The sequence below is a fragment of the Streptomyces sp. NPDC050287 genome, from assembly GCF_044459385.1.
Classification (GTDB): domain Bacteria; phylum Actinomycetota; class Actinomycetes; order Streptomycetales; family Streptomycetaceae; genus Streptomyces.
Window position 1 is genome coordinate 956,067 of sequence record NZ_JBITIY010000003.1, and the last position, 13,117, is coordinate 969,183.

Here is a 13,117-nt window from a genome sequence, read left to right on the forward strand (position 1 = left end):
ACGGGTCCCTAAGAATGGTTGGCGGTGAAGGTGGCGCTGACCGTGCCGAGGCCGGAGATCTCCGCGGACACGGTCATGCCGGGGGAGACGCTGACCATGGGGCCGAGCGCGCCGGACAGGACGACCTGGCCGGTGCGCAGCGGGTCTCCGTAGTCGCGGGCCGTACGGGCCAGCCACAGCAGGGCGTTGAGGGGGTCGCCGAGACAGGCGGTGCCGTTGCCCTCGGAGACGAGGGTGCTGTCGGCGTACATGCGCATGGTGACCTCGCGCGGTTCGAACGCGTCGAGGGGAAGCCATGTCTCGCCGAGGACGTAGAGGCCGCTGGAGGCGTTGTCGGCGACGGTGTCGGTCAGAGAGATGTCCCAGTCGGCGACGCGGCTGTCCACGATCTCCAGGGCGGGGACCGCGTAGGCGACGGCCGCGCGGACGGCGGACAGGCCGAGATCGTCCCGGTCCAGGTCCTTAGCCAGCACGAAGGCGATCTCCGCCTCCGCCTTCGGCTGCAAGAGCCGGGAGGTGGGCACCTCAGCGAGGCCGGAGGCGTCCATGTCGGCGAAGAGGACCCCGAAGTCCGGCTGGTCCACGCCGAGTTGCTGCTGCACGGCCGGCGAGGTGAGTCCGATCTTGCGGCCGGTCACCACCGCGCCGGCGGCCAACCGGTGCTCAGTCAGACCGCGTTGGACCCGGTAGGCGGCGTCGAGGTCGGCGGTGCCCAGCAGTTCGCGGACCGGGGCGCATGGCTGCCCCTTCTCGGCGGCGGTCCGCAGCCGGTCGACGGCGGCGGTGATCGCCTCTGCGTGGTCGGTCATCGGGTCGGCTCCTGTTCTGCCGTGGCGACGGCGAAGCCCGCGATCCACTCGGGGATCGGGGTGTAGAAGCGGGAGGTCATGCGGTAGGAGCCGGTGGCGGCGAGCGAGGCGAACGCGGCGATCCAGGTGCGCACCTCGTGCGCGGAGCCGCCGCCCTCCTTGGCCATCCACTCCACGGTCCAGTCGTCCACGTCGGTGAGGCGGCCGCTTTCCAGGGTGTCGAGGACGTGGTTGTCCCAGTTGGGGTTGATCGGGACCATCGAGGTCGAGCCCGCCGCGTAGTCGTGCCCGGCCTGGATCACCCGCTGCTCGCCCCGGGCCCGCTGGTCGGGCGTGGGCGGACGGCCCTCGATGAGGGCGTCGGCTACCCGTGGCGGAGCGCCCTCCAGCACCGGTACCGGCGGGTCGTGCGACAGGCCGCCGGAGCCCAGGAAGAGCACCCGCCGGTCCAGTTCAGCGGCGGCCTCGCCGAGCGCGGTCCCCAGGGCGCGGATACGGCCGACCGGGCCGAGCGGTGTGGCGACGCCGTTGACGAAGACGGGGACGACCGGGACGTTGTCGATGCCGCCGAAGAGGACCTCCAGGGGCTGGACGAAACCGTGATCCACGGTCATGCGGGCCGAGACGGTCAGATCGATGCCTCGGTCCAGGACGCCGCGGGCCAGCGTCCGGGCGGCGTCGGTGTCGACCGACACCGGGCCGGCGCTCGAGCCGAAGTCGCCGACCGCGTGCGCGTCCGTGCCCAGGCAGAAGGGGGGCATCTCCTTGTAGAAGAAGCCGTTGTAGTGGTCCGGGGCGTACAGGACGACCAGGTCGGGATCGAAGGCGCGCACGAAGCCGCGTGCCGTCTCGACGGCCTCGTCGACGGAGGCGACCACCTCTGCAGCGGGGTCGTTCTTGCCGATGAGGGGGGAGTGGGACAGCCCTATGGCGGCAGCGTTCACGACGGTTCTCCCTGGGGGCGGATGACGAGCTTCCCGGTGAGCCGCCCGTCGATCATGAGCTGGAAGCCCTTGTGGATCTCGTCCAGCGGCAACGTGCGATGGATCACTGGGCGCACACCGGTGCCGTCCATCAGCTTCAGCAGTCCGACGAGCTCGCTGCGGGTGCAGCCGGTCGAGCCGAGGATGCGCTGCTGGAGGTAGAAGATCCGGGCCAGGTCTGCGGGCGGGTTAGTGCCGCTGGTGGCACCCGCGATCACGATGGTGCCGCCGGGACGCAGGGAGCGCATCGAGTGGGCCCAGGTCGCCTCGCCGACCGTCTCCACCACGACATCCACCCGCTCGGGCAACCGCTCGCCGGTGGGTACGGCCTTGCGCGCACCCCAGGACTCGGCCTGTGCCCGCTTGTCGACGCTGCGGCTGGTGGCATACACCACGGCACCCGCAGCCACCGCCAGCTTGATTGCGGCCGAGGCGACCCCGCCGCCGGCGCCCTGCACCAACACCCGGTCGCCCGCGCGGATCTGTGCCTGGGTGAACAGCATCCGGTACGCCGTCCCCCATGCGACCGGCAGGCAGGCGGCCTCGTCGAAGGTCAGCCAGGACGGCTTGGGGACGAGGTTGCGGGTGGGGACGGACAGGTATTCGGCGAACGCGCCGTTGTGCCGCTCCGACAGCAGGGCACGGCCGGGATCGAGTGTCTCGTCGCCGTCGCCGGCGTCCGGGTCAGCGATCACCGGGTGGACGAGGACCTCGTTGCCGTCCTGGTCGTAGCCCGCGGCGTCGCAGCCGAGGACGATCGGCAGCCGCTCGGGCGGGTGGCCGACCCCGCGCAGCGTCCACAGGTCGTGCATGTTGAGTGAGGACGCCGCGACGCGGACGATTGACCAGCCGGGCCGGGGCTCGGGCTTGGGAACGTCGCCCAGGACCAGCCCGGCCAGCGGGTTGGTCGCGCTCTGGGCGACGGCGGTTGCAGCAAGCATGCGGCCACGCTCCCCCGGCAGTACGGTCCGCGGACAGTCAGCGTGCCGCCGTACGGAACGAGCCGTGGCAGGGATCTGTCGTACTGCTGTTGCCTGTCGCCATGACCTCCACGAACGAACCCCAGGGCGGGGCGCCGACCACGCCGCGCGGAACCCTGCGGCGCCCGGCGGACCTGGCCCGCACCATCGACGTCTCCGGGCTCGTGGACACCGAGGGCGGACTCCTGGACCGGGTGATCTTCACCGACCAGGAGCTGTACCGGCAGGAACTGCGCCGAGTCTTCGCACCGAGCTGGCTGTTCCTCGCGCACACCGACCAGTTCCACAAGCCCGGCGACTTCTTCACCACGTACATGGGTGAGGACCCGGTCATCGTCACCCTCGACCGCGACCGCCGGATCCGGGCCTACCTCAACTCCTGCCGGCACCGCGGCGCCCGTGTCTGCCGAGCCGACGTCGGCACCACCCGCAACTTCACCTGCACCTACCACGGCTGGTCGTACAACCTGGACGGTTCACTGGTCAGCGTGCCCAACCAGGACGGCTACCCGGACTCCTTCCGCACCGAGGACTGGGGCCTGGTGGAAGTGCCGCACGTGCAGACCTACTGCGGGCTGGTCTTCGGCACCTGGAACCCCGACGCGGTGCCGCTGCGCGAGCAGCTCGGCGACATGGCCTGGTACCTGGACGCGATGCTCGACCACGACGAGCACGGCACCGTTGTGGTGGGCGGTGTCCACAAGTGGGTGCTGGAGGGCAACTGGAAGCTGGCGGCCGAGCAGTTCGCCACCGACTGGTACCACGTGAACATGAGCCACGCCTCGGCGCTCATGGTCCTCTCGCCCTCCGGGAAGACGCCCAAGGCCGAGGTCGTGCACCGCACCGGCCGCCAGTACTCCGACGCCAATGGCAACGGCGCCGGCTTCCCGGTCCACCCCAAGAACCGCTTCGACGCGCAGACCGTGCACAAATGGACGGACTATGAAGCTCTGCGCGAACGCCTCGGTGACGCCCGCGTGGAGGGCCCACTGACCAACGGCCACGCCACCGTCTTCCCCAACTTTTCCTATCTGCCGGTCAACGGCTCCATCCGCGTCTGGCACCCCAAGGGACCCGACCGCATGGAGGTGTGGTCCTGGACCATCGTCAACACGTCGATGCCCGAGGAAGTGCGCGAGGCCCAGCGCCTGTACAACCTGCGCACCTTCGGTCCCAGCGGCATCTTCGAGCAGGACGACGGTGAGAACTGGAGCGAGGTGCAGGCCATCTCGCACGGTTTCGTCACCAACAACGTGGCCCTCAACTACCAGATGGGCATGGACTCCGAACGCGAGGACGGCCGCCACCCCGGCACGACCAGCGAGCTGTACAGCGACGCCGCAGGGAGGGCCTTCTACGGGCGCTGGCGCGAACTGATGAACACCCCCGCCTGGCACGAGGAGCACGAAAAATGAGTGACGGCATCCGCGTCGCCGCCCTGGACGACATCCCGCAGGGCGAGGGCATCGCCATCGACAAGGCAATCACCGGAACGGCCGACAACATCGCCCTGCTGCGCGACACCGACGACATCGTCTACGCCCTGGACGACACCTGCACCCACGAGACCGCCTCGCTGGCCGACGGCTGGGTGGAGGACGGCTATGTCGAGTGCCCGCTGCACTCCAGCAAGTTCTGCCTGAAGAACGGCGAGGTCCAGGGGCTGCCCGCGACCAGGAACGTCTCCCCGCACCGCGTCGTGGTGCGGAACGGCGAGGTCTACCTCTTCCCGGGGGAGACGCCGTGAGCAACCGTGTGGTGATCGTGGGCGGTGGCGTCGCCGGGGTCAGCACGGCCAGCGCCCTGCGCGCGGGCGGCTTCGACGGCGACCTCACCCTCGTCGACGCCGGCGAGTTCCCCTACGACCGGCCCCCGCTGTCCAAGGACTTCCTCGCCGGCACCAAGGACATCGGCCAGATCGCTCTCCAGTCCCCGCAGTGGTACGACGAGCAGCGGGTCCGGCTGGTGAACCGGACCACAGTGACCGCCCTGCGGCCCAGCGAGGGGGCCGTCCAACTCGCCGACGGCGGCCTGCTGCCCGCCGACGGTGTCGTGCTCGCCACCGGAGGCGCCGCCGCCCGCCCGCCCATCCCCGGCGCGGGCAGCACTCGCGTCCACGTGCTGCGCACCGCCGACGACGCCGACCGGCTGCGCAAGGCACTCGTGCCCGGCGCCCGTCTGCTGGTCGTCGGCGCCGGCCTGATCGGAGCCGAGACCGCCTCCACCGCCGTACAGCTCGGCTGCGAGGTGTTGCTGGTGGACCCCGTGGCCGCGCCGCTGTCCACCGCGGTCGGCCCGGAGCTGGCCAACTGGCTGCACGCGCAGCACGCCCGCCACGACGTGGCTACTGCACAGGCCACCGTGGAGTCCTTCACCGACCACGCCGACGGCATCGAAGCCCGTTTCGCCGGAGCGGCCGAGCCCCGGCTCTTCGACGCGGTGCTGCTTGGCGTCGGCATGGTGCCGCACACCGAACTCGCCCGCGCAGGAGGGCTGGAGGTGGATCGCGGCATCGTCGTCGGCCCCGACCAGGTCACTTCCAACCCGCACGTGCTCGCGGTCGGCGACCCCGCGCGCACCAGCCTGGACGGCGTCCTCCTGCCACGCACCGAGCACTGGGAGGCGGCCCAGCAGGACGGGGCCCGCGCGGCGGCCACCCTTCTCGGTGCCGAGCCGCCGGCGCCCACCGCACCGTGGTTCTGGTCCGACCGGCATGGCTGCCACCTCGAGAGTGTCGGTCACATGCACGAGGCCGCCGAGAGGGTCGTACGCGGCTCCTTCGACAATCCCAGCTTCTCGGTCTTCGGCCTGCGTGACGGGCACGTGGTCGCTGCTGCGTCGGTGGACGACCCGCAGGCCGTACGGGCGGCACAGCGCATGATCGACCGCCGCCTCCCCGTGGACGCCGCCCGGCTGGCCGACCCGTCCGTGAACCTGCGCGCGCTGCTCCGCGGCTGATGTGCCGCACAGCGGCACGGCGCGTACCGCCCCCGGTCCGAGAAGGGATCGAATGACACCGTGAGCACAACCACTGAGCCGACCCGGTCGCAAGTTGGCGCCCGCGCCGACCGCGACACCCACTTCGAGGTCGAGCAGTTCTACTACGAGGAAGCCGACCTCCTCGACGCCGGCCGCTACACCGACTGGCTCGACCTGCTCGCCGACGACCTCGACTACTGGATGCCCACGCGCACCAACCGCCTGCGCCGCCAGCAGTCCCTGTCCGTCGCGGCACGTGGCGAGGCGGCCTTCTACGACGAGACCAAGGACAGCCTCGCCTGGCGCATCCGCCGCTTCGACTCCGGCATGGCCTGGGCCGAGGACCCGCCGTCGCGCACCCGCCACCTGGTGACCAACGTGATGGTCCGGCACGCCGACCCCGCCGAACACGACGGGGTCGGCGAGAACGATCTGTGGGCGCAATCGGCGTTCCTGGTCTACCGCAACCGCCTGGAGCGCGAGGAGAACGTCTTCGCCGGTTCCCGGACCGACCTTCTGCGCCGTACCACAGGCGGCCGCCTCCAGGTCGCCCGCCGAACCATCCTCCTCGACCAGAACATCCTGCTGGCGAAGAACATCTCGACGTTCTTCTGAGCCGCCGCTCCACTTTGATGGGACACCTCGTGACCGACCTCGACCTCAGGCACCACCGCGTTCCCACCACCCTCGGTGAGATCACCGTGGCCGAAACCGGTGAAGGCCCCGTGCTGGTGATGCTGCACGGCGGCGGGCCCGGCGCCTCCGGCGTCAGCAACTATCACCAGAACCTTCAGGCCCTGGCCCGGAACTTCCGTGTGGTCCTGCCGGACCAGCCGGGCTTCGGCGGCAGCTACCGGCCCACCGAAGAGGACCTGGAGAAGCGGTCGATCACCGAGATCACGGTCGACGCGTTGTACCAGGCACTCGACTCGCTCGGCATCGACACCTTCCACCTGTTGGGCAACAGCCTGGGCGGGGCCGCCGCCATCGCCATGGCCCAGCAGCGCCCCGAGCGGGTGACCGGGCTCGTCCTCATGGCGCCCGGCGGGGGCTGGCTGCCCTTCGGCCCCACGCCCACCGAGGGCCAGAAGGAGATGTTCCGCTACTACAATGGCGGCGGGCCCAGCGAGAAGAAGATGGCCGCGTTCATCCGCACCATGGTCTTCGACCACAGGCAGTTCGGCGAGGACGTTGTCCGCGCCCGCTACGAGGCCTCCCTGGACGAGAGCCACAGCGCCTTCTACCACCACTACAACGCCGCGTTCGCCAAGCGCGGCGGCATGGACCCGCTCTGGCGCGACCTGCACAGGATCAAGGCGCCGACGCTGCTGCTGTGGGGCCGCGACGACCGCACCATCACCCTCGACGGCGCCCAGCTCCTGCTCAAGCACATCCGCGACGTACAACTGCACGTCTTCGGCCGCTGCGGCCACTGGGTACAGATGGAGCGGCAGCGCGAGTTCGAGGAACTGATCACCGGCTTCCTCACGGAGCGATCATGAGTGGCGGCTGGCTGGACGGGTACGCGGCGCTGATCACCGGCGGCGGCTCCGGCATCGGCCGCGCGGTCGCCGAACGCTTCCTCGCCGAGGGCGCCTCCGTCACGATCCTCGGCCGGGACAAGGACCGGCTCGACGACGTCGTACGCCAGGCCGCCGACCCGGAGCGGATCCACACTGTCACGGCCGACGTCCGCGACAGCGAGGCCATGCACGCCGCCGTCGAGCAGACCGTCGAACGCTTCGGCAAACTCGACACACTCGTCACCAACGCGGGCGTCTGGGACTACCAGCGACAGCTCACCCGTCTCACCGGCGGGGAACTGCACACGGCCTTCGACGAGATCTTCTCCGTCAACGTCAAGGGCTACCTCCTGGCCGCCGAGGCCGCCTGGCGCGAGCTGGTGAAGACCCGCGGCAGTATTGTGATGACGTTGTCCAACGCCTCCTTCTACGTGAACGGAGGCGGCCCGCTCTATACCGCCAGCAAGCACGCCTGCCTCGGCCTGATGCGCGAGCTCGCCTACGAGCTGGCCCCCAAAGTCCGTGTCAACGGTGTCGCCTGCGGTGGCATGAACACCGACCTGCGCGGCCCCTCAGCGCTGGCGCTCGCCGACCGCTCGATCTCGGCATCGTTCGCGAAGAAGGCACCGGGCTCCCCGCCGCCGCCCATCCCCCTGCACGACTGCAGCACCGACCCCCGCGACTTCACCGGGCCGTACGTGCTGCTCGCCTCCCGTGCCCAAAGCGGCCCGATCACCGGGCACGCGATCACCGTCGACGGCGGCATCGGCGTACGCGGGTTCGCGACCGCCGCCGGCGGCGACCATCTCTGAAGCTCAACGAGGAGCCGCTCGTGACCACGCTCTCAGCCGTGACCCCGCACCCGGCCAACTCCGGCCTGCGGGTCGACCTGAACCCTGCCGCCGCGGTCGAACGCAACGCCCGCTACCACGGTGACACCGTCGTCATCCGCTACCCCGGGGGTGACCTCACCTACGCCGAACTTGACGACAAGGCTGCCCGCCTGGCCGGAGTCCTCGCCGACGGCGGCGTCGCGGACGGCGACCGGGTCGCCTACCTCGGTCTCAACAGCAGCTCCTTCCTGGTGACGATGCTGGCCGCGTTCCGGCTCGGCGCCGTCTTCGTGCCGGTCAACTTCCGGCTCGCCGAAGCGGAGCTGGAGGCTGTGCTCGACGGCAGCGGAGCCACGGCTCTGATCTGCGAGGAGGGGCACCGGCAGAGCGTCGACAAGGTACGCGGCCGGACGAGCCTCGCCCGCTTCCTTCTCGTGGACGACGACCCGGAAGCCCCGACGACGGGGGCGCCGGGATGGGAGCCCTGGGCGCCACTGCTCGGGGCGGCCCAGCCGGCCGCCGGTGTCCCGGCCAAGGGCGCCAACGATCCCGCGATGCTCATGTTCACCTCCGGAACCACCGGCACGCCCAAGGGCGTCGTCCTGACCCACGGAAACATCTGGTGGAACTCAGTGAACGTGGAGCTGCGCCTGGACACCCGGCGCGGCGACGTCACGTATGCCGCGGCCCCGCTGTTCCACATCGGTGCCCTGAACAGCTTCGTGATGCGCACCCTCGTGCGCGGCGGCACGGTGGTGATCCGGCGGGGCTTCGAGCCACAGACGTGTCTCGACGACCTCGTCACCCACCAGGTGAACTCCATATTCGGGGTGGCCCAGATGTTCTCAGCGCTGGCCCGCGTTCACGGCGTCTTCCAGGCGGACCTCAGCCGACTGCGGTCCGTCGTGGTCGCGGGAGCGCCGGTGCCGCCTTCCCTGATCGAGCTCTACGCCCAGCACGGCATCCTGCTCCAGCAGGCATGGGGACTGACCGAGACCGCTCCTTTCGCCACCCACCTGCCGGCCGAACGCACCCTGGAGAAAACGGGTTCCGCCGGTATACCCATGCCCTTCACTGAAGTCCGCGTCGTCGACGCGGCGACCGGCCTGCCGGTCAAGGCGGGGGAGAGCGGGGAGATCGTCGTCCGCGGCCCGAACGTCACCGCCGGCTACTGGAACAACCCCGAGGCGAACCAGGCGGCCTTCGACGAGGACGGCTGGTTCCACTCGGGCGACATCGGCTACCTCGACGAGGACGGCTACCTCTACATCGTCGACCGCCTCAAGGACATGATCATCAGCGGCGGCGAGAACGTCTACCCCGCCGAGGTCGAGCGCGTCCTGTCCGCCATGCCCGGTGTGGTCGACGTCGCCGTCGTCGGAGTGCCCGACGACCAATGGGGGGAAACCGTGGCGGCGGTGGTGAGCGTGGAGGAGGCCTCGGAGATCACACTGGAGGCTGTGCACGCCTGGGCAGCCGGACGCCTGGCCCGCTACAAGCTGCCGAGACGGCTGACGATCGTGCCCGCCGTCCCCAGAAATGCCTCCGGCAAGCTCGACAAGGCCCACGTCCGACACCTGGCCGGAAGGGACGGCTGACGTGCTCTCGATCCCCGCGCTCCCACAGTTGGACGTCGAAGGCACATGGCAGACGACGAGGGAGTCATGGAGCCGCCTTACGGGCACGTTGCGCCTGCGCCGGCGCGACACCGACGTCCTCGTCCGCGTGGAGCGCTGCGCGGCCGGCCGGCTCCGGGACGCCTATCCCGTCGCGGCCCATGACGTGGAACTCGTCCTGGAGTCGGATCAGCGCGCACAGACGGTACCTGCCCTTCTGCGAACACTGCTGGAAGCCGTTCGAGTAGCTGATCCACGCTGTCGCCGGGTGGTGTACGCGGTGGGGGAGGGAGACCGCGTCGCCCAGCAACACGCGGAGGCGGTCGGCTTCCGGTTCGTCGTCGACGTCGACCTCCAGGACCGGCAGCTGAGCCTTCTGGTCCACGAACCCGAATGGGTCACACGCACCGATACGGACCTGGGTCACCTACCGGGTACGTGATCGGCGGCGGCCCAATGGCGAGCGCGGCGGCAGCGCCGGCGCTGACCTGACCGCGCGAACTCGGCCCGCGCGAATCTGCCCGGCGCGGACCTGGCCGACGCGAATTTGAGCCACGCGGACTTGGCCGGCGCGAACCTGAGCCACGCAGACCTGACCGAGGTCGTTTGGTCAGAGCGAACGCGTTGGCCCGATGTCCTTGGTGAGAGCATGCGGCGGCGCTGTGTGCCGATCGGGGGCGGCAAGTGGCGTATTCAAGGGGCGGGCAACAGTGGGGCGGACCTAGTTTAGGGAACGTGCGCGACGGCTTGTTGCTGTCCGTCAGAGCGATGCTGTCCGCTACAACCAGTAGTTATGCACAGCTGTTCATGGTGCGCGCAAAGGTGTGACGGTCGAGTCGCCGTGTGCCAGCACGTGAACCGTCACCGGACCCGCGACTCCTGTCCCTGGGTATGCAAATCCGTCGCCTCAGGGAGGAACGGGGATACAGCCTGGAAGAACTCGCAGAGCGCAGCGGGCTGAGCTTCCGCGGCCTCATCTATATCGAGCACGGACAGCGCAGCCCCAGCGTTCTTACGCTCTTGGACATCGCTTCAGGGCTCGATGTAGAACCGGGGGAACCCGTCAATCACATCGCCCAGGAAGAATCCGGTAAATCGGCCCCTGGTGGTTCGAGCTGACAATCCGAGGATCGTGATTTCGTCAGACCTGTGGGGTCGTGGCCTGTTCTTGCCGTCTGGCGGTTCGTCCTGAGGCCCGCGCGTGTGGTGTGCAGGCGCCCGTCGAGGCGCCCAGCTCTTGACGCACTGCCGTGCGTGCCGACTGTGGGTGCTTCCCTTTGATCCCTCTTCCGGCCGCGCCAGGGTGATCTGACTGTCGTGCCCTGACACTGGAGGCGGCCGACGTTATTTGACGTGCCCATTTCTAGCAGTGGGGATGTATTTCGTTCGTGGGGCGCAAGTGTTGGGGTCAATCGTATGATGCGTCAAGACCGCGTACGGGTGGGGAACTTGAGGCGGTTGCGACCGCCTGTGTCGTCGAGGGCGCGGGCCTCAGGCTCTCGGGGGCGTAGTTGTACCTGGCTTGTCTGTACGCGGAGAACTTTCGGATCTTCGGTTCGACGCCGAGGAAGGATGGCGACGCGGACGCCAGCTTGTGTCTGGAGTTCGGTCCCGCCACGAATGTCCTCGTCGGCGAGAACGACAGTGGGAAGACGGCCATCATCGATGCGATCCGGCTCTGCTTGCTGACGACAGCGGCGGACTTCTACCGCATCACCCGTGACGACTTCCACGTCGCACCGGACGGACGCGCCAACACCTTCAAGATCACCTGTGGTTTCACGGACCTGACGACGGAAGAACAAGCGGTCTTCCTGGAACTGCTCACTACCGACGACGACGGCAACGTCGCCCTCTACGTCACTGTCAAGGCGGAGTTGATGGACCCGCTGCCTCCGCACCGCGTCTCGGTGACCACGCGCACCGGCCGCGAGGGGCAGGGGCCGGCCCTGGACGGTGCCGCGCGTGAACTGCTGAAGGCCACCTACCTACGTCCGTTGCGGGATGCGGAGGCGGAGCTGCGCTCCGGCCGGGGATCGCGGCTGTCGCAGATCCTTGCCGGCTACCCGGCCATGCGCGCCCAGGGCGAGAACGACTTCGACGAGGAGAGTGACAGCGCCAGCACCCTGGTCGGAATCCTGCGCCGCGCGGAACACCACATCAGCGACAACGATGCGGTGAAGGCGGCCCGGAATGACATCAACACCGGCTACCTGCAGAAGTTCTCCATCGGCTCCGACATCCTGCGCGGCGAGATCGGAGTCGCCGGCGACGCCACCCTGGCCCGTGCGCTGGAGCGGCTGGAGCTGACCTTGTTCGCGGGAACGGGGGAGTGGACCCGGCACGGCCTGGGCTACAACAACGCCTTGTTCATGGCAGCCGAATTGCTCCTGCTCGGAAACAGCGCCTTCGCGCCCCTGCTGCTGATCGAGGAACCCGAAGCCCACCTCCACCCGCAGCTGCAGACCCGCATCATGGACCTGCTGCGGGAACGTGCCGAGGCCGCCCAGACAGCTGGGACGCCTCCGGTCCAGGTCATCCTCACCACGCACAGTCCGAACCTGGCCTCGGCCATCCCGGTGGAACACCTCACCCTGGTCGCCCGCGGATCTACCTTCCGCCTGGCCCCAGGGCTGACCCGGCTCGACGAGGGCGACTACGCCTTTCTCACCCGCTTCCTCGACGTGACCAAGGCCAACCTGTTCTTCGCCCGCAGCGTCGCCATCGTCGAAGGCGACGCCGAAGCCATTCTCCTGCCCGCCCTCGCCCAGGCGGTCGGCCGGTCGTTCAGCGAATGCGGCGTCAGCGTCGTCAACGTCGGCGGCGTCGGTCTCTTCCGCTACAGCCGGATCTTCCAACGCGACGGCGAGCAGATCTCGGTCGCGGTGGCCTGCATCCGGGACCGGGATCTGGTGCCCGCTGGCACCTCGGCAGAGATGCGCAAGGAGCTCAAGTGCTCGGCGGAGATGACCCAACAGCAGATCTCCGAGTACGTTGCCGGGCTGAAGGAAAGGGACAGCGGCCACGTGCGCACCTTCGTCTCCGACCACTGGACCTTGGAGTACGACCTGGCCGCCGCCTCCTGGACCATGGCGACCCTCATGCACCAGGCCGTCCGCGCCGCCGTCGCCTCCAAGACCACCTGGCCCACCGCGGACAAACTCGCCGACCTGGACCGCTTGGCCCAGGAACAGGTCAAGAAGTGGCGCGAGGACGAAGTACCGCTGGAAAAGGCGGCCTTGGACATCTACGAGCCCCTGCGTATGGGCCGGGCCAACAAGCCGATCGCAGCCCAGCACGCCGCACGGCTCCTGCAGACCACGCCCGTGACCGATGAGGACCTGCCGCACTACCTCGTGGCCGCCTTCACGTACCTGTGCAGCGAGGTCTGAGC

At 69.3% G+C, this 13,117-nt stretch carries 14 protein-coding genes; 10 read left to right on the top strand and 4 right to left on the bottom strand.

Translation table 11 applies throughout. The annotated features are described in order from the left end of the window. Positions 1-8: 8 nt before the first annotated feature. From ACIBK3_RS14735 to ACIBK3_RS14745, 3 genes are read right to left on the bottom strand one after another with little or no spacing between them, the layout of a single operon-like run. Positions 9-809: a 2-keto-4-pentenoate hydratase gene (locus ACIBK3_RS14735; RefSeq protein WP_165264703.1), complete on the bottom strand. Its 801-nt coding sequence runs from the start codon at positions 807-809 to the stop codon at positions 9-11. After that, positions 806-1,753, bottom strand: a complete 948-nt coding sequence (locus ACIBK3_RS14740; RefSeq protein ID WP_053740127.1) for a 3-carboxyethylcatechol 2,3-dioxygenase — start codon at positions 1,751-1,753, stop codon at positions 806-808. Before ACIBK3_RS14740 ends, ACIBK3_RS14735 begins: the two co-directional genes overlap by 4 nt. After that, positions 1,750-2,733 carry a zinc-binding dehydrogenase gene (locus ACIBK3_RS14745; RefSeq protein ID WP_399365433.1) on the bottom strand — a complete coding sequence of 328 codons (984 nt, stop codon included), beginning with the start codon at positions 2,731-2,733 and terminating at the stop codon, positions 1,750-1,752. Before ACIBK3_RS14745 ends, ACIBK3_RS14740 begins: the two co-directional genes overlap by 4 nt. A 101-nt stretch (positions 2,734-2,834) precedes the next feature. Between ACIBK3_RS14745 and ACIBK3_RS14750 the strand changes: the two genes are divergently transcribed. Genes ACIBK3_RS14750 through ACIBK3_RS14780 form a run of 7 tightly spaced genes read left to right on the top strand, consistent with a single transcriptional unit; the run spans position 2,835 to position 9,705 of the window. Next, the gene (locus ACIBK3_RS14750; RefSeq protein WP_399365434.1) at positions 2,835-4,187 is read left to right on the top strand and encodes an SRPBCC family protein; all 1,353 of its coding nucleotides are present in this window, start codon (positions 2,835-2,837) and stop codon (positions 4,185-4,187) included. Then, positions 4,184-4,519 (top strand): non-heme iron oxygenase ferredoxin subunit, encoded by a 336-nt coding sequence (locus ACIBK3_RS14755; RefSeq protein ID WP_399365436.1) that lies wholly within the window; start codon positions 4,184-4,186, stop codon positions 4,517-4,519. The genes ACIBK3_RS14750 and ACIBK3_RS14755 overlap by 4 nt, the downstream gene beginning before the upstream one ends. Then, complete coding sequence (locus ACIBK3_RS14760; RefSeq protein ID WP_399365438.1) at positions 4,516-5,730, top strand: NAD(P)/FAD-dependent oxidoreductase; 1,215 nt, start codon at positions 4,516-4,518, stop codon at positions 5,728-5,730. Before ACIBK3_RS14755 ends, ACIBK3_RS14760 begins: the two co-directional genes overlap by 4 nt. A 60-nt stretch (positions 5,731-5,790) precedes the next feature. Then, entirely contained in the window at positions 5,791-6,366 is a 576-nt protein-coding gene (locus tag ACIBK3_RS14765) for a 3-phenylpropionate/cinnamic acid dioxygenase subunit beta (RefSeq protein ID WP_399365440.1), read from the top strand. Between the two features lie 29 nt (positions 6,367-6,395). Further along, a complete protein-coding gene (locus tag ACIBK3_RS14770) occupies positions 6,396-7,253 on the top strand; it encodes an alpha/beta fold hydrolase (RefSeq protein ID WP_393415807.1) in 858 nt (285 codons plus the stop codon). Then, positions 7,250-8,086 carry a 3-(cis-5,6-dihydroxycyclohexa-1,3-dien-1-yl)propanoate dehydrogenase gene (gene hcaB, locus ACIBK3_RS14775; RefSeq protein ID WP_053740133.1) on the top strand — a complete coding sequence of 279 codons (837 nt, stop codon included), beginning with the start codon at positions 7,250-7,252 and terminating at the stop codon, positions 8,084-8,086. The genes ACIBK3_RS14770 and hcaB overlap by 4 nt, the downstream gene beginning before the upstream one ends. 20 nt (positions 8,087-8,106) lie before the next feature. Continuing rightward, on the top strand, positions 8,107-9,705 hold the full coding sequence (locus tag ACIBK3_RS14780; RefSeq protein WP_399365443.1) for a long-chain-fatty-acid--CoA ligase: 1,599 nt from the start codon (positions 8,107-8,109) through the stop codon (positions 9,703-9,705). Between the two features lie 64 nt (positions 9,706-9,769). On the opposite strand, the gene ACIBK3_RS14785 is transcribed toward ACIBK3_RS14780, so the two are convergent. Beyond that, a complete protein-coding gene (locus tag ACIBK3_RS14785; protein WP_386347184.1) occupies positions 9,770-10,108 on the bottom strand; it encodes a hypothetical protein in 339 nt (112 codons plus the stop codon). A gap of 132 nt (positions 10,109-10,240) precedes the next feature. On the opposite strand from ACIBK3_RS14785, the gene ACIBK3_RS14790 reads away from it, so the two are divergent. The 3 genes from ACIBK3_RS14790 to ACIBK3_RS14800 all read left to right on the top strand — a co-directional run bounded on the left by ACIBK3_RS14790 (position 10,241) and on the right by ACIBK3_RS14800 (position 13,115). Beyond that, positions 10,241-10,453 carry a pentapeptide repeat-containing protein gene (locus ACIBK3_RS14790; protein ID WP_399365609.1) on the top strand — a complete coding sequence of 71 codons (213 nt, stop codon included), beginning with the start codon at positions 10,241-10,243 and terminating at the stop codon, positions 10,451-10,453. 161 nt (positions 10,454-10,614) lie between these two features. Beyond that, complete coding sequence (locus ACIBK3_RS14795) at positions 10,615-10,842, top strand: helix-turn-helix domain-containing protein (protein ID WP_399365445.1); 228 nt, start codon at positions 10,615-10,617, stop codon at positions 10,840-10,842. Between the two features lie 392 nt (positions 10,843-11,234). Then, positions 11,235-13,115 (top strand): AAA family ATPase, encoded by a 1,881-nt coding sequence (locus tag ACIBK3_RS14800; RefSeq protein WP_399365447.1) that lies wholly within the window; start codon positions 11,235-11,237, stop codon positions 13,113-13,115. Positions 13,116-13,117: the final 2 nt, after the last annotated feature.

What these genes read in the sequence shown, in the direction of transcription:
- ACIBK3_RS14735 (WP_165264703.1), bottom strand. Translation starts at nt 809, where the DNA reads ATGACCGACCACGCAGAGGCGATCACCGCCGCCGTCGACCGGCTGCGG.
- ACIBK3_RS14745 (WP_399365433.1), bottom strand. Translation starts at nt 2,733, where the DNA reads ATGCTTGCTGCAACCGCCGTCGCCCAGAGCGCGACCAACCCGCTGGCC.
- ACIBK3_RS14750 (WP_399365434.1), top strand. Translation starts at nt 2,835, where the DNA reads ATGACCTCCACGAACGAACCCCAGGGCGGGGCGCCGACCACGCCGCGC.
- ACIBK3_RS14755 (WP_399365436.1), top strand. Translation starts at nt 4,184, where the DNA reads ATGAGTGACGGCATCCGCGTCGCCGCCCTGGACGACATCCCGCAGGGC.
- hcaB (WP_053740133.1), top strand. Translation starts at nt 7,250, where the DNA reads ATGAGTGGCGGCTGGCTGGACGGGTACGCGGCGCTGATCACCGGCGGC.
- ACIBK3_RS14795 (WP_399365445.1), top strand. Translation starts at nt 10,615, where the DNA reads ATGCAAATCCGTCGCCTCAGGGAGGAACGGGGATACAGCCTGGAAGAA.